General features: G+C 69.0%; 26 protein-coding genes. 12 read left to right on the forward strand and 14 right to left on the reverse strand.

The window, feature by feature from the left end; genetic code table 11:
- Positions 1-9: 9 nt before the first annotated feature.
- The 3 genes from IL992_RS48640 to IL992_RS34855 all read right to left on the reverse strand — a co-directional run bounded on the left by IL992_RS48640 (position 10) and on the right by IL992_RS34855 (position 3,066).
- Positions 10-1,476 (reverse strand): HNH endonuclease, encoded by a 1,467-nt coding sequence (locus tag IL992_RS48640; protein WP_193207571.1) that lies wholly within the window; start codon positions 1,474-1,476, stop codon positions 10-12.
- A gap of 185 nt (positions 1,477-1,661) precedes the next feature.
- Positions 1,662-2,207: a GIY-YIG nuclease family protein gene (locus IL992_RS34850; protein ID WP_193207572.1), complete on the reverse strand. Its 546-nt coding sequence runs from the start codon at positions 2,205-2,207 to the stop codon at positions 1,662-1,664.
- 376 nt (positions 2,208-2,583) lie between these two features.
- Positions 2,584-3,066 carry a hypothetical protein gene (locus IL992_RS34855; protein WP_193207573.1) on the reverse strand — a complete coding sequence of 161 codons (483 nt, stop codon included), beginning with the start codon at positions 3,064-3,066 and terminating at the stop codon, positions 2,584-2,586.
- 932 nt (positions 3,067-3,998) lie between these two features.
- Here IL992_RS34855 and IL992_RS34860 point away from each other — a divergent pair.
- The gene (locus tag IL992_RS34860; RefSeq protein WP_193207574.1) at positions 3,999-4,223 is read left to right on the forward strand and encodes a DUF2283 domain-containing protein; all 225 of its coding nucleotides are present in this window, start codon (positions 3,999-4,001) and stop codon (positions 4,221-4,223) included.
- Between the two features lie 254 nt (positions 4,224-4,477).
- Here IL992_RS34860 and IL992_RS34865 read toward each other — a convergent pair whose 3' ends face one another.
- Entirely contained in the window at positions 4,478-5,020 is a 543-nt protein-coding gene (locus IL992_RS34865; protein WP_193207575.1) for a hypothetical protein, read from the reverse strand.
- Positions 5,021-5,536: 516 nt separating this feature from the next.
- On the opposite strand from IL992_RS34865, the gene IL992_RS34870 reads away from it, so the two are divergent.
- Positions 5,537-6,448 (forward strand): P-type ATPase, encoded by a 912-nt coding sequence (locus tag IL992_RS34870; RefSeq protein ID WP_319019019.1) that lies wholly within the window; start codon positions 5,537-5,539, stop codon positions 6,446-6,448.
- 286 nt (positions 6,449-6,734) lie between these two features.
- On the opposite strand, the gene IL992_RS34875 is transcribed toward IL992_RS34870, so the two are convergent.
- The 6 genes from IL992_RS34875 to IL992_RS48650 all read right to left on the reverse strand — a co-directional run bounded on the left by IL992_RS34875 (position 6,735) and on the right by IL992_RS48650 (position 10,763).
- Positions 6,735-7,385 carry a hypothetical protein gene (locus tag IL992_RS34875; RefSeq protein ID WP_193207576.1) on the reverse strand — a complete coding sequence of 217 codons (651 nt, stop codon included), beginning with the start codon at positions 7,383-7,385 and terminating at the stop codon, positions 6,735-6,737.
- A 556-nt stretch (positions 7,386-7,941) separates the two neighbouring features.
- Positions 7,942-8,379, reverse strand: a complete 438-nt coding sequence (locus IL992_RS34880; protein ID WP_193207577.1) for a hypothetical protein — start codon at positions 8,377-8,379, stop codon at positions 7,942-7,944.
- A gap of 240 nt (positions 8,380-8,619) precedes the next feature.
- Complete coding sequence (locus IL992_RS34885) at positions 8,620-9,351, reverse strand: rRNA methyltransferase (RefSeq protein ID WP_193207578.1); 732 nt, start codon at positions 9,349-9,351, stop codon at positions 8,620-8,622.
- Positions 9,348-9,548 carry a hypothetical protein gene (locus tag IL992_RS48645; protein WP_193207579.1) on the reverse strand — a complete coding sequence of 67 codons (201 nt, stop codon included), beginning with the start codon at positions 9,546-9,548 and terminating at the stop codon, positions 9,348-9,350. The genes IL992_RS34885 and IL992_RS48645 overlap by 4 nt, the downstream gene beginning before the upstream one ends.
- A 76-nt stretch (positions 9,549-9,624) precedes the next feature.
- Positions 9,625-10,257 (reverse strand): DUF1707 SHOCT-like domain-containing protein, encoded by a 633-nt coding sequence (locus IL992_RS34895; protein ID WP_193207580.1) that lies wholly within the window; start codon positions 10,255-10,257, stop codon positions 9,625-9,627.
- 17 nt (positions 10,258-10,274) lie between these two features.
- Positions 10,275-10,763 carry a sigma factor gene (locus IL992_RS48650; protein WP_404804810.1) on the reverse strand — a complete coding sequence of 163 codons (489 nt, stop codon included), beginning with the start codon at positions 10,761-10,763 and terminating at the stop codon, positions 10,275-10,277.
- Positions 10,764-10,798: 35 nt separating this feature from the next.
- Here IL992_RS48650 and IL992_RS34905 point away from each other — a divergent pair, with 35 nt between their 5' ends.
- Positions 10,799-11,179: a nuclear transport factor 2 family protein gene (locus IL992_RS34905; protein WP_193207650.1), complete on the forward strand. Its 381-nt coding sequence runs from the start codon at positions 10,799-10,801 to the stop codon at positions 11,177-11,179.
- Between the two features lie 73 nt (positions 11,180-11,252).
- Complete coding sequence (locus IL992_RS34910) at positions 11,253-12,770, forward strand: alpha/beta hydrolase domain-containing protein (protein WP_319019020.1); 1,518 nt, start codon at positions 11,253-11,255, stop codon at positions 12,768-12,770.
- Positions 12,771-12,871: 101 nt separating this feature from the next.
- Here IL992_RS34910 and IL992_RS34915 read toward each other — a convergent pair whose 3' ends face one another.
- Positions 12,872-13,516, reverse strand: coding sequence for an FMN-dependent NADH-azoreductase (locus tag IL992_RS34915; RefSeq protein WP_193207581.1), 645 nt, complete (start codon positions 13,514-13,516; stop codon positions 12,872-12,874).
- 83 nt (positions 13,517-13,599) lie between these two features.
- Here IL992_RS34915 and IL992_RS34920 point away from each other — a divergent pair, with 83 nt between their 5' ends.
- From IL992_RS34920 to IL992_RS34930, 3 genes are all read left to right on the forward strand, one after another.
- Positions 13,600-14,088, forward strand: coding sequence for a MarR family winged helix-turn-helix transcriptional regulator (locus IL992_RS34920; protein ID WP_193207582.1), 489 nt, complete (start codon positions 13,600-13,602; stop codon positions 14,086-14,088).
- Between the two features lie 72 nt (positions 14,089-14,160).
- Positions 14,161-14,736, forward strand: a complete 576-nt coding sequence (locus IL992_RS34925; protein WP_193207583.1) for a MarR family winged helix-turn-helix transcriptional regulator — start codon at positions 14,161-14,163, stop codon at positions 14,734-14,736.
- Positions 14,733-15,113, forward strand: coding sequence for a hypothetical protein (locus tag IL992_RS34930; protein WP_226874295.1), 381 nt, complete (start codon positions 14,733-14,735; stop codon positions 15,111-15,113). The genes IL992_RS34925 and IL992_RS34930 overlap by 4 nt, the downstream gene beginning before the upstream one ends.
- 66 nt (positions 15,114-15,179) lie before the next feature.
- Here IL992_RS34930 and IL992_RS34935 read toward each other — a convergent pair whose 3' ends face one another.
- A complete protein-coding gene (locus IL992_RS34935; RefSeq protein ID WP_319019021.1) occupies positions 15,180-17,027 on the reverse strand; it encodes an FAD-dependent oxidoreductase in 1,848 nt (615 codons plus the stop codon).
- A 105-nt stretch (positions 17,028-17,132) separates the two neighbouring features.
- Complete coding sequence (locus tag IL992_RS34940) at positions 17,133-17,672, reverse strand: GNAT family N-acetyltransferase (protein ID WP_193207584.1); 540 nt, start codon at positions 17,670-17,672, stop codon at positions 17,133-17,135.
- A gap of 124 nt (positions 17,673-17,796) precedes the next feature.
- On the opposite strand from IL992_RS34940, the gene IL992_RS34945 reads away from it, so the two are divergent.
- From IL992_RS34945 to IL992_RS34960, 4 genes are read left to right on the forward strand one after another with little or no spacing between them, the layout of a single operon-like run.
- Positions 17,797-21,093 carry a BTAD domain-containing putative transcriptional regulator gene (locus IL992_RS34945; RefSeq protein ID WP_193207585.1) on the forward strand — a complete coding sequence of 1,099 codons (3,297 nt, stop codon included), beginning with the start codon at positions 17,797-17,799 and terminating at the stop codon, positions 21,091-21,093.
- A 42-nt stretch (positions 21,094-21,135) separates the two neighbouring features.
- Positions 21,136-21,780 carry a hemerythrin domain-containing protein gene (locus IL992_RS34950; protein WP_193207586.1) on the forward strand — a complete coding sequence of 215 codons (645 nt, stop codon included), beginning with the start codon at positions 21,136-21,138 and terminating at the stop codon, positions 21,778-21,780.
- A complete protein-coding gene (locus tag IL992_RS34955) occupies positions 21,780-22,766 on the forward strand; it encodes a pyridoxamine 5'-phosphate oxidase family protein (protein WP_226874296.1) in 987 nt (328 codons plus the stop codon). Before IL992_RS34950 ends, IL992_RS34955 begins: the two co-directional genes overlap by 1 nt.
- Before the next feature lie 23 nt (positions 22,767-22,789).
- Complete coding sequence (locus IL992_RS34960) at positions 22,790-24,025, forward strand: MFS transporter (protein ID WP_319019022.1); 1,236 nt, start codon at positions 22,790-22,792, stop codon at positions 24,023-24,025.
- A 4-nt stretch (positions 24,026-24,029) separates the two neighbouring features.
- Here IL992_RS34960 and IL992_RS34965 read toward each other — a convergent pair whose 3' ends face one another.
- Positions 24,030-24,473, reverse strand: coding sequence for a MarR family winged helix-turn-helix transcriptional regulator (locus IL992_RS34965; RefSeq protein ID WP_193207588.1), 444 nt, complete (start codon positions 24,471-24,473; stop codon positions 24,030-24,032).
- 89 nt (positions 24,474-24,562) lie between these two features.
- Between IL992_RS34965 and IL992_RS34970 the strand changes: the two genes are divergently transcribed.
- Positions 24,563-25,132: an isochorismatase family protein gene (locus IL992_RS34970; RefSeq protein ID WP_193207589.1), complete on the forward strand. Its 570-nt coding sequence runs from the start codon at positions 24,563-24,565 to the stop codon at positions 25,130-25,132.
- Positions 25,133-25,135: the final 3 nt, after the last annotated feature.

Below are 25,135 nucleotides of genomic sequence, written 5' to 3' on the forward strand. Positions count from 1 at the left end.
CGTCGGGATCTACACCTCATGCGAAGAAGCCTCTTCGGCGAGGATTTTAGGCGTGTCGGTCCCTCCAGCGCTCCACTTCGTGTGGCGTCGCAGCGCCTCTAACTTTAGCTTGCGCCGTAAAACATGCCGGCTCTTACCCCTCGTCTTGATAGCGTGACAATTAGGGCATAAGGCGATCATTGCTTCAGGGTGATCCCGACCGCCCTTAGCAAGCTCGTCCACGTGATCCACTTCCAGGATAGGGTCACCCTTGTCGGTCAAGTCCTCCGGCTGTCCCGTGCACTCAGGATTCTCGCACCGGCCTTCAGCACGCAGAAGGACAGCAAGACGAGCTTGCGCTGAGCGGAAGTATCGATCTGATTGCTGCCGAGTCGAGCGTCCTCGGTTGTGACGTTCACGGGACGCGACCGAGTCGCAGAACTTCTGGTATCGATCGCGAGCGTCATCGGGGTTATCCGCGGCCGGCGCCTCAGTTCCCGCTGTATCGTCGTGGGTTTCACCATCGTCTTCAGCTAGGAGTTCCTGTACCTGGAGTGTCCAGGTGTCGCGGAACGGGGAGTTGACTGGCGCGAGAATCCAGGCAAATTCGCGACGCCACTTATGATCGGCGCCTTTGCCCCAGACGCGGCGGCGATCCACTACCACCGCCCACGTTTCAAAACGCCATGGTTCATCGTGAGGCTTATGCCAATACCTTACGGCGACTCGCTGTCGCTGGCATTCATAGAGAGTCGAGTTGCCACCCGTAAGCCTTTGGTCGCCAACCAACCCATCTCCGCGATACTCGATCAGGCCGGTACCGGGAATGCGCCGATCACTGTACGGCCCTTTTTCGTCCGAGAATAAACACGTCAAGCCGTCCTCAAGCGGCCCGATGCCTGCGAATCTTTGCCCGCCATGCGCCTCATATATAGCCGCACGATCATCGTATAAATCCGTGCCAGGAATTGGTGCGAGCGCTTCAACCTCATGGCCTGCTATGAGGTGAAGCAGTCCTAGGTCCGCAAGCAAGCCATCAGGAATGGGATTGAAGTAGCGAACTAGAAGGTTAGCGGCAGCCTGCGCTATCACCTCTGGCTTTGCGACGAGCAGGTCATAGGTGGCCTGCGGGAAGCCGGCGGCGGGGTTGACGGCGTCGAGAGACGCACGAGTCGGACGTCTACCGCCTGAGGTGAGGACCAGGCGTTCCGGGTCCTCGATCTCCCAGAGTCGATTGTTGGCGTGCAGGACCCAGAAGGGGTAGACGGCTGCGTCACCGTCTGCACCATTGCCATAGTTGGCTGCCAGCTTCTCAAAGGCGGGCCGTACTTCACGCCAGTAGACCAGTCGTGGGGCTCCAGAAGCAGCCCTACCCAGGAGCCAGAGCAGGAGCAACGGCCGATGAAGTGGGATGGAGTTGCCCTGACGCCGCGGGGTAAGACGCCCCACCTGCTTAATGAACTCGCGGGCTGTGATCGCTTGACTCGACACATCCACGAAGCTAGCGCCTCGCTACGACATTTCCCACAGCAAGATCCGGGCGGGGACCATCTGGGGACCACACGCTATGCATCGGGTCGAACAAACCGCATGCAACTGGACATCGATCGCGCGTGCCTGAAAGTCGTTGAGCTGCGAAAGCGCCTACTCCAACGTCCTGGGGGTCAAGAGGGCCGGCCCTCTCAAGCGAGGATAGGAAGGGCTCGGGCACGTAGCCGTGCGGTGGCTCGCAGATCGCTCAAGTATTCATGGAAGTGGTGGTGCCGGTTCTGGTCGAGGTTCAGCGGGAGGTCCAGTTGGGCGATCAGTTCTGACTCGGCGAGCCAGGGCTCGGGATGTTCGAGCCAACAGACGCGCGCGTATTCAGTCATCCATGCTGTCAGCTCTCGCTCCCCGGTTTGACCAAAGGTCAGGCGTTTCCCGCTGCCTACACGGCGGAGCTCGAGCCCAAGTAGGCAGCCCAGGGTAAGCCGCAAGGTGGAACCTTCGGCGTTTCCACGGTAGTGGTAGCGGATCCTGGTGCGCAGGTTCTGCTTGCTTGCTCGGTTTGCCATTCGACGTGGAGCGATGCCGACATAGAGAAGACGGCCGGCGGGCAACTGCGGGTCAGGTGACCGGTCGAAGTGCCACCCATAGACCCCAGGAGCGGCAGGAATGGGGCTAGGCCGGCTCAGCAACTCGTTTGCACGCCACAACTTGTCGGGCTCAAGAAGCTCAGCAGCGCCCATCGCATCTCCTACCTAGTCACTGGTGGGGAGACTAGAACACCATGACGGACCGACCCACGGCCACCGAAGTAACTCGGAGGCGTCGCCTCCCGACCGTCCGGTCACGAGAACCAGAGCACAGTCAGGCGGCAGGCGAAATGTTCGGCCGGATCCCTCGGGGTGAGGCGGTCTCGTTCGGGCGAGACCGCCTCACTCGTGGGGCTCGAGTCAGGTAAGGGTGGGTGACTAACTGGGTGCGACCGCTACGAATGACCGCGGACTTTCTCGAACGGCGGTGAACAGATCGTGGCAGCTCAGATGAATGCCTGATCAGCATGCTTACGCAATCGGACCTACCGCCCCTGACAGGTCCTGGCAGCACAGCGAAGCCGAGTATCTATTGCTGACCGTATCCTGCCGAGTCGTTGTAGATGGTGGCTATGGGTCCTGATAGTAGATCTAAGCTTGGAGGGTTGATCCCCAGAGCCTTTTGTCGCCTATCGCTGCGTTGCAGCCTATTGGCGACCACTTCTATATGCTTGTGATCATAAGTCGAGCGCACGCCCGAAATGGACATTCCTGCGGCTTTGGCTAATGCTTGTAGACGATAAGGTTCGGGCCTGACGAACTCGCGCGCATACGCGAGTATGGCTCGAGTTTCCTCTACTGCTTGTCGTCGCTGTTGCTCTAGTTCTTGCAACCTGGCAAGCACCGGGTCTCCGTCCTGCTCTAACTGGATTGACCGGAAACGCGCCTCTAAGTCATCTCTTGCCTGTTTTGTCTGTTGAAGTCGGAATTGATACTCCTTCCAATCTTCCTCATCTGATTGTGGTGGGTTGGGTCGCAAAATGTAGGCGAGATCCCTTGCGATGTCCGTCATTATTTGCTCCTAGAGGCGCTTTTTGCGGCGACAGCACTGCTGTGCGTCTGTTGCAACACCATAGCCTGGACAAACTTCGGCAGGGGTGTCGATGTAGAAAACTCTTCTACCTAGGTATAAGAAGCGGATCACCCGAAGATCGGGTTCATGTGCAGGCTTCTGGCAATATGATTGGCGAACAAGGCCAAAGGGTCGCCACAAAAACGAGCGGCCCACTGGGGTGCATCCAGTAGGCCGCTCTCGCGATCGATATCCACAGCAGGGAAAGGACCGCACAATGACTGTACCGGCTTCAGACTCCAAAGCCAAAGATCGCCGGCCACCCCTCGACCCTATGCGCGACAGTCGGAACCCTCTCGGTGCGGCTGTCGTCGTGGCCGCGCTTGCCTACGGGCTTGCGCGCGCTGGTATGGCGGCGGAAGAGATCGTCCAGGTGCTCAGCCAAGTCACCGCTCTCGTAGCCCTCTACGTCGTTCATGGTGCTCGCAAGAGCCAGTGACGCTGATCGTCGGTGAGCTTCCGATGTCGAGGAGCGCTGGCTCCTAGTGGCAACCGCGACGGACTCCGGCGAACACGGAGGACAGCGGATATCGAACCTGGAACAACACCCGATTCGATCACTGCGCAGCCGGGTTAGTTAACTTCGCATCGAAGGAGTCAGGGCTCACAAGGCAGTGTTGCTATACAGCAGCCGGTACAGCAACACTGCCTCACACGAACAGACCCCAGCGGCCTGCATCTACTGCCCGAGGAGGGCAGCGAGCCCTCAAGGAGGGGGCTGCCCTTCCCTTGTAAACAGAAGGTCTGGGGTTCGATTCCCCAAGGCGGCTCTCGTACGACAGGCCCCTGATCAACGCTCTCGCGGTCAGGGGCCTTGTGCTTGTCTGGACAATCTTGGAATCTTGCTGACACCCCTGCTGACAGGAGACCAGATGACCTTGGAAGAGCACCCGGGCACGTGGACATACGACCCCGAAGCCGGAGCGGCCTACGTTTACCTGCACGGCCGGATTCCACCCGGCGGTGTCGCTGAGACGGTGACCGTAGACAGGCCGATGGTGAATCTGGACCTGGACGAGAACGGCAGGGTGATCGGTATCGAGATCCTCGCCACGTGGCCAGGCGAACGGGCCAACAAAGAAGGCGCTCCCGGGTAGGGCCCGGAGCGCGATCGCCGGATCGAGTGACCGAGCCGGGCCGCGACGACGTGAACCGGGACGCCGGCTACGGAAGCCGCCGTCACGGACGAGTGAGCCAGGCCTGAGAAGCCGGTAACGCGGGACCATGCCCCACGCATGCCCGGGAGGCGCATCGGTGAGCGGTTACCCCAGCTCAGAGGGTGCACCGGGGCGGCGTGACGGGCCCCTTAAAAGGACTTCCTCGCCCAAACCCTGTCGCCCGGCCAGGCCGGTCAGGAGTAAGCGGCGACCATGCCGATCACGATCAGTACCAGGGACAGGGCGGTGACCGCCGATCCCGCGATTACGGCGGTCTTGCGCCCCCGCCTGGCTCTGAAGACGTACAGCACGACGTAGGGCAGGAAGGCTAGCGCGCCGAGGCCGGTGGCAGGGAGCGTCATGGCCCGCAGGACGCCCTTCGTGCCGGACGGTAGCGCCTGATCCCCCTCAGGGGTGAGCTGGGCCCGCGCCACGTCCCCCACCTCTGAGTCGGGCGATGCGGCCACCATGACCGCGTCTCCACCGCCGTCGGGGACGAATCTGCCCCTGCAGTCATACCGTCCCTGGCCGAGGGAGACGCAGGAGATGACGGTGAGGGTGCCAGAAGTGCCGATCTTCCCGGTCGCGAGCCGGAAATCCGGCACCGCGGTCACGAACGGCAGCACGCCGAGCGCGAGCCAGCAGATCAGGAGGATGCCCATACCGATCTTTCCCGGCATGCGGCGACCCGGGGTCACGGTCGTGGTGAGCGCCTCAACAGCGTCGGTCAGGTCCATTAGGCCAGCATGGTTTCGCGGACTTGGGGCTGACCTGTAACAGGCTTGCCAGGCCGAGACGACCTGACCGTCCAACCCGCCGCACCGAAGGGGTCACGGGAAGGATCTCGCTAACACGAGTGCTAACAACGGCCGTGGACGATCGTGGAAGCCCGATGGACTCGGCAACAGCCAGAGGCACCCGTGACCAAGGCCCCAGTGGCAGTGGTGGACACCTCTGGACATCCCCGATTCTCCTTGTAAACAGTCTCGTTGTCAGGGGCCTTGTGCTTCCGCGGATCATCGGGCGTGCCCGAGGACTTCGGAGTCCACGTGCAACGGGGTCCACTGGGCGGGCATGATCGAGGCGCCGAAGTGGCGGGCCGCCGGCCCCCAGGTTGTCACCGCTGCCACTGCGCCGATCGGCTACGCGTGGAGCTGGAGCGGTATGGCGTGTCCGATCAGCACACAACCGGAAAACCACTAAGCCGGCGTGCGAGACGCTACGGGTGAAGTCACGGACTCACCGCGGTCAGGGTGATCGGCGTGGTAGAGGGCCTGAGCCAGCAAACGGCGAACGTGTTCGTCGGCAGCGGTGTAGTAGACGAAGGTGCCTTCACGCCGCCCCTTGACCAATCCGGCGAGGCGAAGCCTGGCCAGGTGCTGGCTTACTGCTGTGGGGGCGGTTCGCGGCCGGTGGCATCTGCCAACTCGCCGGAGCGCCATCATGGCTGTGGTGGAGCCTCTACCTGGCCTGCTATGCCGCAGGAGGGTGGGAGCCCGGTCTTTGCAGGGCTCAAGGCGCTACGTGACAGGACACTGGATGTCGATCTGCTCATGGTGGCGGCGGCGATCGGCGCCGCGGCGATCGGGCAGGTCTTCGACGGCGCCCTGTTGATCGTCATCTTCGCCACCTCCCGCGCGCTGGAAGCGGTGGCCACCAAGCGCACCTCAGACTCGGTCCGAGGGTTGCTCGACCTGACATCGGACCGGGCGACGCGCGTGACCGATTCCGGTGACGAACACGTCGTTGAGGCCGTCGCACTGGTCGTTGGCGACATCATTGCGGTGCGGCCTGGAGAGCGGATCAGCGCTGGTAGCGAGGTGGTCGTCGGCACCAGCGACGTCGACCAGGCGTCCATCACCGGGGAGAGCCTGCCCGTCGACAAGCAGCCAGGCGATGAGGTCTTCGCGGGAACTCTGAACGGCGCCGGCGTTTTGCGTGTACGGGTGACCCGCCCAGCAAGCGAGACGGTACACAGTGCCGTACTGATGCACCTGGACGGTCAGCCGGTCGCCGTCTTGGCTCTGGCTGACCGTGTTCGACCCGGCGCCGCAGATGTGATCGCTCGTCTGAACACCATGACCGATTCCCCGCCGGTCCTGTTGACCGGTGACACCACCTGTCCTTACCGCTCGGCGTGGCCGGCCACGAAGGTTCCACAGTGATCGTCGGCCTCAACGGACTGCGACTACTGCGCAACGCGGCCTGGCGACATATACCCGCCGCCAATTTCGACCCAAGGTGAAGCCCCATGACCACACCCGGCGTGAGCCACACCTTCCCTGCCGAAATCTACCTATCAGGGCTGGGCTTCATCCTGCGCGAATGGCACGACCACGAGGTGCAAGCGACCATATTGCCGCTGCCCGTGCTCATCTTGACCAGGCGCGCCAGCAGTGCGGGCAGCGAGCGGGCCATGCGCCGGGGCCGCCGCGCTGACCCCCGACCTGCTCACGCGGGTCTGACTCGGCCCGCCCGCGCCCGCCATACGGGGTAGGCGACAACCGTCAGCAGCGGCAGGAGGGGCAGCGGGTGCCCGAGGACGTGCGCCCCGAGCAGGTAGTCGGCGACGGGGACGGCCAGGGCGAACGCGAACATCGAAGCGCTCCCGGAGGGCGTGGACGGCTGTCCGGTGCGCGTCCAGGGCGTGCGCTTCCAGGGCTTGGCGATCGACAGCCAGGCCTGGAAGGCGATCGCGCTCGCCATGAGCAGGGAGCCCGCCACCTGCACGCCCGGCGAGCCCCCGTGCCCCTCGGCGAGAGCGGCGAGGCGGGGGCTGAGCAGGAAGATGCCGAGGTACAGCTGAGAGAGCGTGATGACGAACTTCGCCAGCACCCACCAGTGACGGAAGTAGCCCCAGGCGGTGAGGCCGCAGAGCATGAGGCCGGTGAACGCAGAGGAGTTGGCCATGTAGAGGAGGACCTGGCCATCCAGCACCTCTGCGAGGGAGTAGGCGCTCGACCGCAGCGTCGGAGTGCCCGCCGTCGCTCCGGACAGGACGAGCACCGACAGTGCCAGCGCCTGGCTCATCCAGCCGAGGGACGTCACGACATGCAGCCATACCAGCAGGTCGCGAAGGCCTCGCGGACGCCTTTTCGCCATACTCCCTCCCATATGTAGGCTGTCTACATGTAGACAGCCTACACGTGAGCTCGGCACTACGGCCTCCTTCGCGTAGGTGGTTGGAAAGCCTCGCCCGAGCTTCGACATGGGATCTACAAGCAGTGCTCGAAAGCCCATGGCTCGCAAATCTGCGCCAATCGTCGTCGCCGGTCTCCATAAAACCGATGTCACCGGCATCCATGAGGTGTGGTGCGACATCCCCGTAACCCTCGCTCGCCGGCGATACGAGAAACGATCCGCTGACCGGCACCCCAATGACCGACAGGCGATCTGAGCTAGCGTGCCCAGGTGATCACATATGACGACCTCGTGCTCAACCGGCATGGCGGCCTGAACGCCGCAGAAGTGGCTCGCGTTCTCCGGCGCCGTCCCCTGGCGTATCCCCGACTTCGACCACAGGCGTTATGAACAGGCACTACGGGATCTCCACCAACGAATCTCCACGGAGGGCGGCCTTCTCACTCACGACCATCGCTTTCTCGTCGAGGCTCAGGCACCCGCGTAGAATCGCCGCAGATCACGGGGAAGGGGCATGTTATGCCTCGTTGGGAGCCGTTTTCGGGGCGGACCTGCGCGAAGCGATCAACCCTATGACCATGACCAGCCCGTACACGAGGAACGGCCAGCCGTACGGCCGACGGGGCGCCCACTCGTCAAAGGTGATCAGCACGCCGGTCAAGGTGACGACCGCCGTCAGCGCCCAGCCAACGACCTGGCCCGCCGAACGGGTACGCCGCCGCCTCAGCAGGAGCATCAGGACGATGGCCGTGACGATCCCCGGCCAGGCCATCAGGACGTAATCCCAGGCGTAGTTGTAGTTCCAGCCGTAGGTGGGGTCATCGTGTCGCTGGCCGACGATTGCGTCTTTCAGCACCCCGTACAGAGAAGTCCCGACAAGGGAGAGCGGAAAGGCCATCAGGACCATGGTCAGCACTCCGTACATGGCATCGCCGAGATAACCCTCTTCGGTCATCCATGTAAGGGTGAGCACGGCCGCCGCGTACGCGCATGCGGTCAACGCCGCCGGTAGGCCTAAGACGCCTTTTGAATCGGTCACTTCGCCATTGTGACCCTGCGCCGCGGGATACCGGGGCGAATATGCCGATCACGGGATTGGCGAATCACGGTAACGCCGTCGTGCGGGAGTCGTGAAAGTCTCTGGCCTCGATCCCGCCTCCGCCGACGGTCGGCCACCGAGCGGACCGGCGTCACCTCACGGTTGAGGCCGCAGCAGGGCGACCGTTCTGGTCCCGATTTTGAAGGACGCGCACGTACGCAGGCGGTCGGCGCGAGGTGCCTTGCGTCCGCGGACCGCCACCGCGATCACCGACTTTTCGTCGAGCACCGAGCCTAGGGTGTTGAGCATGCCTACGGTCCCGTCGGCGCCGTTGGGTCCGTGCCAGGACGTCTGCTCGCCATAGGGCACGTCCGTGATCACCACGTCCGGCCGGTGTCCGCCGAGGACATGGCGGAGCCGGTCGGCGACGAACGCGTCAGCCTGATACACGGCGTGGGGCAGGTCACCGCCGTCGGCGCTCAGCCCGGTTGCGATCCGGTGTGCCGCCTCGGCCGCCGCCGTGTAGGAAGCGCGGCCCCAGCGCTCGGCCTGCTCGGTGAGATGGGCGGCACGAGCCGCCAGACCGGCTCGTGTCAGCAGGCCCAGATTCCGTTCCGCGATCCCGACGGCGGCCGGATCGATGTCCGAGGCCAGCACGGCCGAGATCCGGGTCCGATGCAGCAGCCCGATCACGGTCAACAGGTAGCCGCTGCCGCAGCACGGATCCCACACTGTGGCGCGTCCACCGCCCCGCAGCTCCATCGCGCGCTGGAACATCTCGCTCGCCAGACGGACCGGGAAGGCGGGGAATCCCGGAGCAGAATGCAGCACCGCGCCGCCGGCCAGATCGGCATAGTCGTCCCGGATGGTCGTGTGCCGGTAGGTCACGACGCGGGGCCGTTCTCGTGAGGCCTCACCAGCCGGCCGTCCGTCCCACCGGCTGCGTCCACCGACGGATCGTCCGGCGACAACCCGATCCGCTGCCACAGCAGTTCCCGGGCTGCGTCGCCGACCTGGTGCGGGACCACCGCCTCGCCCTTGGCGAACCCGTCTGCGACGAACCGGTCGACATCGAGGATTGCCACGTTTTGGGACGATATCAGCGCCGTCTACCGGTTTTTCGGAGCTCCTCGCGCGGCGTACCCCAGGACTCAGCGGGGCTCAGCGGTCGTGGCGACGCCGGATCCTGCCGCTCACTCCACCGAACAGCGCGAGGCCCTTGACCACGACCACGGGCGCCGACGGGTCGACGTCCGGGCTGTTGTGCACGTCGAAGCCGCCGAAGACGCCGACGCCCTGGCAACGCACCTCGACCCCCTCCGGCACGATGATCTCGGCCCCGCCGAAGATCGCATTGACCGTGATCTCGACCTCTTTCGCCTCGAACTCGGCCTCGGTCAGGTCGAACCGTACGCCGCCGAAGACGGCCAGCGCCTTGGTCTGCCGTCGTACCCGCCAGCGGCCCTTACGGTCGCTGCCGCCGAAGATGGCGATGATGTTGTCGGGCTCGGCGCTCGCGCTCGACGCGTACGAGACCGGGCTCGCGCCCGGCGTGTAGGACACCGAACTCGCGGCCGGACGGTGCCGCTCGACCTGGAGGTCGTGGGTGAGGACCTCGAGCTCCCCGACGGTCTTGGCCTGGTAGAGGCTGTCCAGGCGTTCGGAGTACTCCTCGTGGCTCAGCTGACCCGTGCTCAGGGCTTCCCCGAGCAGGGCGGCGACCTGGTCCCTGTTGCTGTCCGAGGCACGCAGGTGAGACGTCGGGGAGTCCCGACGCTGGGGGGGATTTTCCATGCTGGTCACGATAGTTCTCAATCGACCCGACAGGGAGTTCGTCCCGCCTCGAAATGTTCCTGTAGCCGGCCGTCGAGGAACCGGGTGATGCCGCGAACCCGGTCGCCGCTCAGCGTGAGCACGATGACCCCGGTGGGTTCGCCGTCGAGCGAGCAGGTGAACGCCGGTTGCCCGTTGGCGCGGGTGGGACCCAGCTCCAGGCGCCGGCCGGCCCGCCACTCGGCGCTCGCCCGCAGGAACGAGGCGATCGCCACCACACCGTGGTATTCGTGCGGCGCGGGCGGCATGGACAGCCACGCATCTTGCAGCCACCGTACGTCGCCGTGGCGGCTCGGCTCCGGCGGCTGGAACGGCGGGCTGGGCGCGGGCGGCATTCGCCTGCCACGATCGCGCAGGGCGTTGAGGCACCGGTTGGTGGCGATGCGGTAGAGCCACGTCCGCGACGACGCGCGGCCCTCGAAGCCGTCCAGGCCACGCCAGGCCGCCAGCAACGTCTCCTGCAGCACGTCTTCCGCGTCGGTCAGCGAACCCAGAAGGCGGGATCGCCCTCGCCTACCACCGCGCGTGGACCGGCGGGGACCTCGACCTCGCGACCGGCTACATCGCCGACGACGTCGTGCTCGACGCCCCGGCGGGACGGCTCGCCGGGATCCAGGCGTACCGGAACTTCCTGGCGCCCTTCGCCGAACGGTTCCTCGTCAGGGCGGAGATGATCGCGGCGTTCGGGGACGACGACAGGGCCCTGATGATGTACGACGCGGAGACGATCCCGGCGAAGAGCGCGCCCGCGGCCGAGTGCGTCACGGTCCGCGACGGCAAGATCGTCTACAACCGGTTCGTCTTCGACCGCACGCCGTTCGACGAGTTCCGCCGCCGGCAGGCGCAGGCCGGCGCGCCTCAGGGCCAGTACCAAGGCAGGTGATTCCGCCGATTACCCGGCCGGGCAGAGCGGGCGACACTGTGCCTCCCCGACATTCGTCTCACGGAGGTAACCCGTGCGCGTACCCGTCCGGTCCCCCTGGCGGCGGATCACCGCCGCGGCGCTGGGGGCGGCGCTCGCCGCCGCCCTCCTCGGCGCCCCGCCGGCCGCCCAGGCCGCGGCAGCGAGCCCTGCCATCAGTGTCCCGGCCCCCGGCGACCACGGCTTCCCGTTCCTCGCCGCGGCGGAGAACCTCGGCTCGTTCGGCTTCACGGAGAGCGAGTACTTCATCGAGGGCACCGCCACCTCCTACGCCAAGTCCGGCATCTGGACCTCGGACGGCCGGTGGAACGTCCGGGCGTCCGGCCGCGCCGCATACAAGACCCGGCTCCTGGTCCGCCGGCCTGCCGACCCGGCGAGGTTCAACGGCACGGTCGTGGTCGAGTGGCTCAACGTCAGCGGCCAGATCGATCTGTCCCCGGACTACTGGTTCGAACGCGACGAACTGCTGCGCAAGGGCTACGCGTGGGTCGGCGTCTCGGCGCAGGAGGTCGGCGTCAACGGCGGCCTCGGCGAGATCCGCGGGCTCAAGGGCTGGGACCCGGCGCGGTACGGCAGCCTCGTCCACCCCGGCGACGCCTACGCGTACGACATCTTCTCCCAGGCAGGGCAGGCGCTGCGCACCCCGAACGGGCCGGACCCGCTCGGCGGCCTGCATGTCACGACGCTGCTCGCCGACGGCGAGTCGCAGTCGGCCGGCTTCATGACGACGTACGTCAACGCCGTCCAGCCTGTGTCGAAGGTGTACGACGGCTTCATGATCCACAGCAACGGTGCTGTCGGCTCACCGATCAGCGGCAACCTGCTCGACGTGTTGACGATGCCGAACCCGAGCAGGATTCGTACGGATCTGCCGGTGCCGACGTTCGTCGTGCTCACCGAGACCGACGTCCCGACGGCGTTCGTGGCCCGGCAGCCGGACACCGACCGGGTGGTGCACTGGGAACTGGCCGGTACGGCGCACGGCGACCAGTGGGCGTACGACCTCGGTGACCCGACGGTGCAGAAGTCGGCGGGCTCCGCCGCGCCGCAGGCGGACTGCGCGGCCGGGTCGGCGCCGTTCAACGACGGGCCCGGCCACTACTCCATGAACGCCGCGCTGCGTCATCTGGCCGCCTGGGCGAGGGGTGGGCCCCGGCCGCCGAGCGGGGCGGCGCTTCACCCCGAGCTGCGCGACCCGGGCACGGGCCTGGCCGTGGGCGGCATCCGGCTCCCCGACGTGGCGGTGCCGACCCGCACGCTCACCGGGGAGCGGGACACCAGCGGCAGCGGCATCTTCTGCGGCCTGTACGGGGCCCGCGACCCGTGGAACGGTGACGCCGACCCGTGGGACCGGCACAACGCGGGCGACCCGTCCGACCCGTCCCTGCCGCGTACGGCCGAGCCGGCGCTCAGCCGGCTCTACCCGACGCACGGCGACTACGTGAGCAAGGTGCGGGTGGCCGCGCAGGCGTCGGTGAACGCCGGATATCTCCTCCCGGAGGACGCGACCACGATCGTCACCGCGGCGGAGAACTCCGGCATCGGCGGCTGAACGCGGCCACCGGGCGAGGGTCCCCACGGCCGCGAAGGCACCTTCCCGCGCCCGGGAAGGTGCCTTTCGCCGGCCGGATGCCTGCTTCCGCCGGGCGGTCCTTACGCCGCGGCGGTGGCAGTCCAGAGACCGTCGATCGCCTGCTCCGCCGCGGCGAGGCTCTTGTCGGCCAGCGGAATCAGCTCGGTCATCGACGGTGTGACATAGGCGAGGGTGAGCTCTGCCGTGATGAAGCGCGGCTGCAGGCCCGTCATGGACAGGCCATGGGGAAGCCACGGCTCCGCGTGGTCCCATCCCTCGCGGGGCGTCCCCGTCCCGTAACCGCCGCCGCGACTCGCGAGGACCAGGAAGTCACGCCCGCCCAGCAGGCCCTCGCCCGTCGCGGGGTCGTACGACAGCCCGGGGGCGATGATGTGGTCGACCCAGGACTTGACGGCGCTGGGCGCCCCGTAGTTGTAGAGCGGGAGCCCGAGGACGATCGTGTCGGCCTCCCTCACCTCGCCGACCAGCTGTTCCGTCAACGCCCACGAGGCCGCCTGGGCCGGGGTGTGCTGCTCCCGCGGGACCATCCGGGCCAGGCCGTTCTCCTGGTCGAGATGCGGGAGCGGGGCGCTGCCCAGGTCGCGATAGGCGACGGTGCCCCCGGGATGCGCGGCGCGCCAGGCGGCGACGGCCCGTGCGGTGAGCTTGCGGCTGACGGAACGCTCGCCCTGGATGCTCGCGTCGATGTGCAGCAGGTGAGGCATCTCTTAACCCTCCACAGATGATTGATGCTGCACAAATGATTAGTCCTACGCCTGTCGCAGGTCAAGTCGGTTAGAGTTGGACCATGACGTCCCTGCCCGTCGTCAACCAGCCGGTGCACCGGTGTGGCGCGCTGCTCGAACACCTCGCGCGCCGGCTGCGTCTTCGTTCCGAGTCGGTGCTCGCGCCGCTCGGCCTGCGTCCCCGCCACCTCGTCGCCCTCACGGTGCTGCGGGACCGCGGCGGCAGCACCCAGCAGGCGCTCGCGAGCACGCTGGAGATGGACGGGACGAATGTCGTCGGGCTGCTCAACGACCTGGAAGCCGAGAAGCTGATCGAGCGGCGGCGGTCGCCGGAGGATCGCCGCAGGCACGTCGTCGAGCTCACCGAAGCGGGCGCGAAGCGGCTCGCCAAGGCCGAGTTCGCGCTGGCGGCGGTCGAGGACGAGGTGCTCGGCGCGCTCGACCACGACCAGCGGGAGACCCTCTACAGCCTGCTCCAGCAGGTGGCCACCGGCGGCGCCGAGGCGGCCTGTGTGGAGGTGGACGTCTGCGACGAAGCCCCGCCCTGCTGAGAGTGGGGCTGCCGGCTTCTTCCAGCAAAAGATCGCAAAATCTGGAAGTACGTACTAATCTACGTTCTTACTATGAAGGACGTAGATACCTATGAGCATGATCCTGACGGCTTCCTTTACGACCCCCGAGCCAGGGCGGCGATGGCATGGTTCGCCGGTGAAGACGGCGAAGACGGTGAAGACGGCGATCTGTGCGCGTTCGAGGCGAGCGCGGCCGTCCGCACCGCCTGTCACGCCGTCGAGCGCCTGCGCAGCCACGGCTCCGAGGGCAGAGGCGTCAGCGCGGGCGCTCTCGACCTGCTGATCCGGCTCGCCGGGAGCGGGCAGGGGATCAGCATCGGCGAGCTCGCCCGGGCCGCCGGGGTCAGCTCCCGCAACGTCACCGGCCTGGTGGACACCCTCGAACGCGACGGGCTGGTCCGTCGGGTCCCCGACCCGAATGACCGGCGCTCGGTCCTCGCCGAGATCACCCCGGCCGGTCGGGCGTGGATCGAGGACTTCCGCAAGCCGTCGAGGCTCGCCATGAAGGCGCTGTTCCAGGGGTTCGCGCCCGAAGAACTGGTCGTCCTGCGCGACCTGTGCCTGCGCCTGGCCGCCAACCAGCAGCGCCTCGCCGCCCACCTTCGTCAGATCGGATCCCAGCCGTGAACGTGGCCACTCAGGAACAGACGCGCCGCGCCGTACGCGGTTATCACGAGGCCCGCTTCCGCGGGGACGCGACCGCCGCCGCGGCGCATCTGGGGGAGCCCTTCCGGTTCCAGAGCCCGTTCTTCAGCTCCGACGACCGGGCCGGGCATCTGGCGACGTTGCCCGGATTCGTGTCGATCGTGACCGGGGTGGACCTCATCAGCGAGCTGTACGGTGAGGCCGAGGCGACGCTCGTGTACGACGTGCACACCGCGACGCCGGCCGGCACGCAGCGCACCGCCGAGCACTTCCGCCTGGACGGCGGCAAGATCGTCTCGATCATGCTGGTGTTCGACGCCTCGCCCTGGCAGCCGATGAGAGCCGAGATCGAGCCGTGACCACCAGGTCGCCTGCCCGCGTGAACCCGCGGGGCCCCGGGCACAAGGGCCCCGCGGGAGTACGGGTCAGCCGTTGACCTCCAGAGCCACGCGTACGGCCGACTCCAGCGCGCCCTCGATCCATGAGTGCTTGAGCGAGGTGTGCTCGCCGGCGAAGTGCAGCGGGCCCTCGGGGACGGCGATGGCGGGGTGGATCTCGGTCATCTGGCCGGGTGTGAAGACCGCGGCCTCGCCGAAGGCGTAGCGGTTGCGCATCCAGCTCTGGGTCTGGCCGCGGCCCGTGTAGAACTCCGTGATGCGGTCTCCGTGCACCTCCTGGAGCCCGCGCAGCGCGTAGCCGTACCGTTCCTCGTCGTCCATCGAGTCCCAGCGGGTCGCGTCGTCGGCCCACGAGTAGCTGGCCAGCACCACGCCGCCGTCGCTGCCCGGCACCGGGTGCGAGGGGAAGTAGATGAACCGGTTGGCGTTGTCGCAGACCGACCCGCCGCCCGTCACGTGCGTCACCGGCCCGGGACGGTAGCGGCCGCCGAGTTCACGCTTCCAGTCCTCCTCGGTGAACTCCCACCAGCGCTTGCGGAACTCGAGCAGCACCTTGGTGGCGGAGTCGTAGTGCAATTCCATGATCGAGCGGCGTTTGCGGTAGGACAGGGCCGGTGCGATCTCGACGTGGCGCAGCGCGGAGAACGGGACCGTGATGATCGCCACGTCGCCCTCGAACGTCTCCCGCGGCGTCTGCCGGGTGAACTCCGACTCCGTGCTGCCCGCCTCGCTGACCGTCGATATGCGCACGCCCCGGCCGGACGTCTCGATCCGTACGGCCCTGCGGTCCATGCGGATCTCGTCGCGCAGACCCGGCTCCAGCGCGTACGGCAGTTCCCTGCTGCCGCCGGCCATCTCCCAGTAGGTCACGGCCGGGTTGACGAGGCTGCGGGTGAGGAACGTGTGCATGAACGACAGCGGCAGCCGGGAGGTGAGGTTCTCCAGCGTGCCGATGGCGTCGATCGCCTCGTCGCCGAGCTTCGCGTGCTCCTTGAGGTAGGCGTACATCGAGTAGCCGTCGAAGTCGTACAGCAGCCGGGCCCAGCCCTCGATCTGCTCGGGCAGCGGCTTGTCGACCCGCTTGTCGCCCCTGCGTACGGAGAAGTAGTCCCTCGCCGGGTCCAGGGCGGTGTCGAGGATCTCGGCCGCGGTCCGGTCGTCCCTGAGGCCGAACGACGCGTTGATCTTCCGGGGATCCTTGGCGTACTCGTCGCGCCGCTGGGTGATGCCGTTGACGTGGATGAACGTGTGGTTCATGCGCGGGGGCGCCGTGAAGGCGCCCTTGGGCGGGCCGGAACGCCACACCTGTCCCGAGTATGAGGTGTAGACGACCGGCGGCACCGGACCGCGGGGCACGGCGCCGGGCGACACGTCGACGTTGTAGAAGGGCCGGCGCGTGATCCCCAGCTTGTCGATGAGCGCCAGCGTCAGCGGGTGGAAGTCCGGGATGCGCATGGCCCCCGCCTCGGCGTACTGCCGCCGGTCCTGGAACCCAGCCCGGAACGTCTTGATCCGGCCTCCGATCCGGTTGCCGTTGGCCTCGATGACGGTGACGTGGTGCCCGGCCCGCTTCAGCAGCGTCGCGGCCACCAGGCCGGAGATGCCGGCCCCCACGACCAGGACCTTCTTGGGCCTACGGGTCCTGGGCAGACCCTTGTCGATGAGCACCTGCAGGTATCGGTGCTTGAGGTCGTTGCCGTCCGTGTCGACGAGCAGGTGGTCGCGCGCCACCCGAAGGCAGGTCTGCCAGCGCTCTCCCGCGTACGGCGCGCGCGCCGCCGAGGCGGGGGCCGTGCCCAGGGACGGACTCATGACCGATCCCACCGCGCCCAGCCCGGCCAGCTTGGCGAATCCCCGACGGTCGATTGAGACCACGAACTCCTCCTCCGCGAGTCGGTTACGGAGAGTGAGTTTCGGGGTCGTGGTCATACGACGGCGCGCGACGCGCCGGGGGTGTGCAACTGGTGTCCCAGGAAATGGTCAAGACGAGGTGGTGTCGTCCAGCGTTCGCTCCCAGAACACCTCGTCATGCCATGCGCCGTCGAGGAAGATGTGGGAGTGGGCGATCCCCCAGGGGCGGAAACCGTTGGCGCGCAGCACCCGCTGCGAGGCCAGGTTCTCCATCCGGGTGTGCGCCTCAGCGCGGTGCAGTCCGAGCTCCTCGGCCATCACGCTGAGTATCTGACCCACCGCCCGGGTCGCGTGCCCCCGGCCGTTGCGGGCCGAGGCGACCCAGTAGCCCAGGAAGCCCTTGCGGAAGGGGCCGCGCAGGATGGTGCTCACGGTCACCTGACCGACGACCTCGCCGCCCGCGAGGATGACCGCAGGCCAGCGCTCGCCCCGGTCGTGCTCGTCGAGCAGCGTCTCGATGCGCCGGCGCTGGCCGGCCGCGGTGTAGAACTCGTCCGGCTGGGCCGGTTCCCACGCGGCGTACGCCCGCCTGTCGCGGGCGCGGTGGGCCGCGATCACCTCGGCGTCGTCCACCCGGATGAGCCGGATCGTGGTGTCCTCGTCCGCCATGCGGCCCTCTTCTCTGCTCGTGTACCGTCCGGGCTGCCGAGTGATCGTATCCCTGCCGTTGTCGTCCGGTGGGTCGGGAATGCAACGGCTGGACCGGTTCAAGCTGTCTCCCTACCATTGGCCCGTGCGGCTGAACGTCCTCGGTCCCATGGAACTCGTCGTGGCGGGGCAGGCCGTGCCGGCCGGGCCGCCCAAGCAGCGAGCGCTCCTGGCCCTCCTCGTGATGAACGCCGATCGGGTGCTCCCGGCGGACGTGCTGGCCGACCGGCTCTGGGGCGGCAGCCCGCCCGCGAGCGCCCAGGGCAGCCTTCAGGTGTATGTCTCCAACCTGCGCCGCCGCCTGGAGCCCGGCCGGAAGGCCGGGGCACCGGCCACGGTCCTGGTCAGCGCGGCGGACGGGTACGGCCTGATGACCGGCGGGATCGACCTCGACACGCGGGACTTCGACGCCCTCGTGTCCACGGGGTCGGGACACCTGGGCGAGGGACGGCACGAGCAGGCGGCGGCCGTGCTCACCGAGGCGCTCGCCCTGTGGCGGGGCGACGCGTACGCCGACGTGCGGTCCGAGGAGTGGGCGCGGCCGGAGATCGCCCGGCTGGAGCAGCTCCGGCTCGACGCGGTCGAGGGGCTGGCGGAGGCACTGCTGGAGCTGGGCCGCCACACGGACGTGGTCGCGCGGCTCGAACCGTTCGTGCACGACCACCCGCTGCGGGAGCGGGCCTGGGAACTGCTCGCGCTGGCCCACTATCGGTCGGGACGTCAGGCGGCGGCGCTGGAGTGCCTGCGCAGGGTGCGCGAGGTGCTGGCGGGCGAGCTGGGCATCGATCCGGGGCCCCGGCTGCGCGAGCTGGAGACCGCAGTGCTGCGCCAGGACGCCGCGCTGACTGTGGCGGCAAGGCCCGCCCCGCCGCACCCGAGACGGCCCGCCCCCGGACGACGCGAACCCAGACGATCCGACCCCCGGCGACGCGCGGATGACGGGCCGTTCGTGGGACGCGAGAGCGCGCTGGAGTTCCTGGCCGGCGCGGTGAAGGCGGCGTCCACGGCCCGGCAGGTCGTGCTCGTGGACGGCGAGCCGGGGGTCGGCAAGACGAGCCTGCTCAGGAGGTTCCGCGCGACGGCCGGCGTCCCGGTGGGGTGGGGGTCGAGCCCCGACCACGAGACGGCGCCCGCTCTGTGGCCGTGGGAGCAGGTGCTGCGCGATCTCGTGGACGCGGCACCCGGTGCCGTCCTGCCCGAGGAGGTCCGCACGTTCCTGTCGGGCGGGGTGGAGGCGATCCCGGCGTACGACGCGCAGGGGGCGCGGCTGCGGTTCTTCGAGGCGGTCGGGACGTTCCTGGCCGATCTCGGCCCGGTGGCCGTCGTCCTGGAGGACGTCCACGCGGCCGACGACGCGACGTTGCGCCTGCTGGTCCACGTCGCGTCCACCGCGCGGCCGGGCCTGCTTGTCGTGGTCAGCTTCCGGCGGCACGAGGCGTCGGCGCTGACCGCCACCCTGTCGGCGCTGTCCCGGCTCGGCGCGCGCAGGCTGGGGCTCGACGGGCTCGCGACCGAGGAGGTGCGCGCGCTCGTGCGGGAGCTGTCCGGCCGCGACCCGGGCAGCCGCAAGGCCGGGGAACTGCGCGGACGCACCGGGGGGAACCCGTTCTTCCTCGCAGAGCTGGCCCGGGCGGGCGAGGAACTGCCGCAGGGCGTGCTCGACGTCGTGCTGCACCGGGTGGCCGGGCTGGGGGAGGAGGCGGCCGCCCTGCTGGAGCTGGCCGCGGTCGCGGGCGACGAGTTCGAGGCGCGGGTCATGGCCGAGGTCGCCGGGCGCGACCTGGGCGACCTGGTGCCGTCGCTGGACGCGGCGCTCGCGGCCGGTCTGATCCGCGAGTCGGGCACGAGGCTGGGCGGATACGCGTTCGCGCACGCCCTGGTGACCGACGCGTTGCTGTCGCGCCGCTCCCGCCTGTGGCGGGCGGGCGCGCACGCGCGGCTGGCCGGCGTGCTCACCCGCGCGTACGGCGACCGGGACGACCAGGCGGCGACCATCGCGCGGCACTGGCTGGCGGCGGCCGAGCTGGGCCCCGAGCCTGCGCGCATGGCGATGGACTACGCCGCCCGTGCCGCGCGTGCGGCCATGCGCAGGCACGCCCTCGACGACGCGGCCACCTCGTGGCAGGAGGCGCTGGCGGCGGCCGAGCTCGCCGGGGCGGAGGCGGCCGAGCGGTTCGAGCTCGCGGTCGGCCTGGCCGAGAGCCGCTACGCCGCCGGGCGGTACGACGAGGGCTACGAGGCGGTCGAACAGGCGCTGGCCCTCGCCGGAGACGACCTGGAGCAGGCCGTCAGGGCCGCCGACATCGCGATGGGGCACGGCGTCTGGATCCCCTTCCGGCATGACCTGGACGTGCGGGTCCTGCAGGAGTCGATGGACCGCGCCGTGCGCGAGCTGCCGCGAGACACCCCCGCCTGGGCGTCCGCGCAGGCCGTACGGGCCGTCGTGCTGGCCCAGACCGGCGGCGAGGACCACATCGACCGGGTCTCGTCGCAGGCCGTGGCGGCGGCCGAGCGGCTGGGCGACCCCGCGCTGCTGCGGCGCGTGCTCCATCTGCGGCTGCTCGCCATGCAGGGGCAGGACTTCATCGACCAACTGGCCGAGACCTCGCGGCGCCTGCTGGCGGAGCCGGAGCTGTCGTCCCAGCTCGCAGTGATCGCACAGCTCCACCTCGTCGCCCATCTCGTCGAGTACGGCCGGGTGGCGGAGGCGCGCGAGTTGCTGACGGAGACCGACGCCCTGCTGCGCGACCTGCACAACCCGACGCTGGCGCTGCAGGCGGCGATCGCGCACGTGGGGCTCGACCTGTTCCAGGGCGTGCCCGACCCGACCCGCCACTTCGAGCCGGTCAGGGCGACGTTGTCCTTCTCCGACCTCGCGTACTTCGAGGTGGCCATGCTCGCCGTACGGGCCGAGACGCTCATCCAGGAGGACCGCCTCGGCGCGGAGGTGGAATGGATCGAGGAGATGTTCCGGCGTACGGGCCTGGCGGGGCTCGCCTACGTCCTGGCCTGCGCGCTGGCGGACCTGGGCGAGCGTGAGCGTGCTCTGCGGCTGCTGCATGAGACCCCTCTCCCGCCGCGCGACTACCAATGGGCGACGGCCACCATGTGCCGGCTGCACGCGGCGATCCGGCTCGGCGAGCTGGACGTCGTGCGGGAGGTCTACGACGCGTTCCGTCCCTTCGCCGGCCTGCTGCACGTGAACGGCTCCTGCACCACCGTCGACGGGGCGTACGACGGCCACCTGGGCGAGGCGCTGCTGGCGCTGGGAGATCGTGCGGGAGCGCGGGCCCATCTGCGGGAGGCGGTGCGCGTCCTGGAGGAGGCGGGCGCGGGCTACTGGCTGTCAAGGGCTCGACAAGCCCTCGACAAGTGCTCATAAGGGCAGGAAACGCACGCTGTTCCCCACATAGAGAGGGAACAGATGATCACACAAGAACACCTCGCCGGCTTCCTGCTGATGCACGCCGGCTTCCGGGCGGAGTTCGGCCGCCTCGCGGAGGCGTGCCGCGGCCCCCGGGACGGCGAGCACGAGGAACTCCTGGAGGAGCAGCTCGCGCTCCTGCTGGAGATGCTCCACGCCCACCACACGCACGAGGACACCACGCTGTGGCCCAAGCTCGTCGCCCACGCCCCCGAGGCGGAGGACGCGCTGGCCGAGCTGGAGTCCGAGCACGCCGTGCTCGACCCGCTCGTGACGGCCGCCGCCGACCGCGCGGTGCCCCTGCCGGAGCGCGCTCCCGCGCTGCGGCGGCTGCACGAGCTGCTCAACGAGCACCTCGACCACGAAGAGCGCACGGCCGTGCCGCTGATGCTCCGGCACCTCACTCTCGACGACATCGAGGCGGACAGGCGCCAGGCGACGGCCGACTTCGGCCGCCGCAGAATCCCCGTCATCTTCGGCTGGCTCGCCTCCAGTGCCGATTCCGCCCTGCTCACGGCCGCCTTCGCGGACCTCCCGGTCGTGGCCCGGCTGATGTTCCGCCTGTTCTGGTGGCCCGCCTACCAGCGGCGGTTCGCCCGGTTGTACGGCGCCTCCATCTCTCTGCCCGCACCCCTGGAGTCATGATGACCACCCTGACCACCTGGCCGCGCGAGGCGGCCGAGGTGTTCGGCCGCGCCGTCGTCTGCGAGTACGCCTCGCTCACCCGCGACGGGCGGCCCGTCACCTGGCCGGTCACGCCGTACGTCGGCGCGGGCGGCACACTCGACGTGAGCACCGGCCTCACCTACCCGGACAAGGCGGAGCGGGCCCGCCGCGACCCGCGCGTCGCGCTGCTGTACTCCTCCGCCGAAGGCAGCGGCCTCGACCGGCCGCCCGTCGTCCTCGTGCAGGGCCGGGCCGCCGTACGCGACGCGGACCTGCAGGCCAACACCGACAGGTACGTCCGGGACTCCCTGGCCAAGACGGGCTCCGGGTTCGCCGGGATGCCGTGGTTCCTGACGAAGCGGCTGGGGTGGTACTTCGCCCGCGTCTATGTGGAGGTCACCCCGGAGCGGATCGTCTGGTGGCCCGAGGGCGACCTGTCCGGAACACCGGAGGTGTGGACCCGGCCGGGTGAGGCGGCCGCGCCCGTCTCCGACCCCGCTCCGAAAGGTCCCCGGCTGCCGAGCCGGTCCGTCGCGCCGGCGGACTGGCGGCCCTTCGCCGGCCGCGCGGCCCGCCTGGGCGAGCCCGTCGTCACCATGGTCGACGCCGACGGCATGCCGCTGGCCGTGCGCACCCGCTCGGCCGTACGCACCGAGGCGGGCTTCGACCTGCTGCTGCCCGCGGGCGTCGAGGCCGTCGGCGGGCCGGTGTGCCTCACCTTCCATCGGCACGGCCCGGGGTTGGAGTGGCAGGAGAACGTGGTGCTCGTCGGGACCGCGGCGGGGGAGGGCGACCGGCTGGCTGTACGGGTCGAACGGGCCCTGAACGACTGGAGCCTCTCCGGGAGCCGTCGCGAGCGGAACCGCTCGTTCCTGGGCCAGGGCAGGATGCTCAGGAAGCGCCTGAAGGCCGAGGCCGCCCGCCGGGGCCAGCCCGTCCCCGTCGTCCGCCGTCCCCGCACCTGATCTACGTACGGCAGCATGGTGAGGTGGCAGAAGGATCGCAGCTGTGGCGTAACCGGGATTTCTCCGTGTTCTGGGCGTCCCAGACGCTGTCGGTCGCGGGGGACTCGTTCGCCCTCATCGCCGTTCCCCTGCTCGTGCTGCACGTGACCGGGTCGGTCGCGCAGATGGGCCTGCTGACCGGCCTGGCGAGCGCCGCGTCGGTGGGGGCGGGGGTCTTCGCCGGGGTCCTGGTCGACCGGCTCGACCGCAGGCGGCTGCTGATCTGGTGCGATGTGGCGAGGATGGTGCTGTACGGCATCGTCCCGGTCGCCTGGGCCTTCGGGCCGAAGGTCTGGCTGCTCTACGTGGTCCTGCCGGTCAGCGAGGCGATCGGCATGGTCTTCCAGGTCGCGTACGTGACGGCGGTGCGGGGCCTGGTCGACGCGGACCGGATCACCGAGGCCAACGGGCGGCTGGGCGCCACCGCCGCCGCGGCGGGGGTCGGCGGTCCGCTGCTGGCCGGGGTGGTGGCGGGCTGGTTCGGTCCCACGGCCGCGATCGCGATCAACGCGGCCAGCTTCGGGGTCTCGGCGCTGGGCATCCTGCTGATCCGGCTCAGGCGGCAGCCGGCGCCCTCGCCCTCGGCGGAGGAAGCACGGGGGCCCTGGCACGAGCTGCTCGCCGGAGCGCGCTTCCTGTGGCGGCAGCCGGTGCTGCGTGCCCTGACCGTCCTGCTGTCGTTCTTCATCTTCCTGACCCTCGGGCTGACCGACGTGCTGATCTACCACCTCAAGCACGACCTCGGCCAGTCCGACGGCGCCGTGGGGGTGGTGCTCGCGGTCGCCGCGCTGGGCACCGTCGCCGGCTCGCTCCTCGTCGGTCCCGTACGCCGCCGGCTGGGGTTCGGCGCGTCCTGGATCGGGGCGATCGCGGTCGCCGGGCTCGCCATCATGGGGCTCGGTGTGTCCACCGGCGTACCGGTGGCCGCGGCGACCGCCGCCGCCTATCTCGCCTGCGTCAGTGTGGCCGGGATCTGCTCGATGTCGCTGCGCCAGCAGGTCACGCCCGACCACCTGCTGGGCAGAGTCACCTCGGCCTTCTGGACGATCCACTTCTCGCTGGGCCCGGCGGGGGCGGCCGTGCTGACCTGGGGCGCGCAGCGCCACGGGGTCGCCGTGGTCTGCCTGCTGGCCGGCGCGGCCTGTCTGCTGATCTCGGTCGCCGCGTTCTTCACGCCCATCCGCCAGCAGAACCCGGAGCTGTCCGGCGCCACCGGCTGACGGCTCACGTCCTGCGGCCCGGCCCGGACGGCTCCCAGTCGACCAGGCGGCGAACCAGATCCACCGCGCCCGCCAGCGTCTCCCGCTCGGCGGGGGACAGCGTGTCCTCGATCGCCTCGGCGAGCCAGTCGGCCCGGCGGGCGCGCACTTGTTCCAGGGCGTCGAGCCCGGCGGCGGTCAGCGAGACGGGGGCCTTGCGGCCGTCGACGGGGTGCGTGCCGCGTTCGGCGAGCCCCTGGTCGATCAGCTGTCCGACGGTGCGGGCCATCGACTGCGGGCGCACCCGCCGGGCGGCGGCCAGTTCGCTGGTGGTCATCGGGCCCTGCCGGCCGAGCAGGCCGATCACCGCGACGACCCCCGGAGGCATCGGGTCGTCCTCGCGCACCCGCCTGACCAGTTGCCCGACCACGAGCCGCAGCTCGGCGGCGACCTCGGACGCGTCCCTCATGGGCTCAGCGTAACCGAGATGTACAGCCTTGCTGGCAATCTATACAGCAAGGCTGTACAGTTCAGCTGTCTATATCTTGAGGAGCTCACATGCCCGTGACACTGCTCGACGACCGTACGGCCGTCGTTCTGGTCGACCTGCAGAAGGGGATCACCGCCTTGCCCACCGCGCATCCGGCGGCCGAGGTGGTCGCCAACGCCGCCAGGCTGGCGGGAGCCGCCCGTGAGCGGGGCCTTCCGGTCGTGCGGGTGCGGGTGGCGTTCTCCCCGGACGGCGGCGACGTGCTGCGGGCCCGGACGGACGCGCCCGGGCCCGCGATCGCACCCGCGCCGGACTTCGCCGAGTACGACGAGCGCGTGCCGGACGGGCCGACGGACATTCGGATCACCAAGCGGGGCTGGGACGCCTTCCACGGCACCGAACTCGACCTGCAACTGCGCCGCCGGAAGATCACGGGGATCGTGCTGGCGGGGATCTCCACCAGCATCGGCGTGGAGTCCACCGCGCGCGGCGCCCGCGAGCGGGGCTACGAGATCGCGGTGGCCTCCGACGCGGTCACCGACCTGGTCGCCTCGGCCCACGAGAACTCTCTCGGGGTGATCCTGCCGCGGATCGCGCAGGTCGACACGACCGAGGCGATGCTGGCCGCCTTCGCCTGATCC

The sequence above is a fragment of the Microbispora sitophila genome (assembly GCF_014892245.1).
GTDB classification, from domain to species: domain Bacteria; phylum Actinomycetota; class Actinomycetes; order Streptosporangiales; family Streptosporangiaceae; genus Microbispora; species Microbispora siamensis.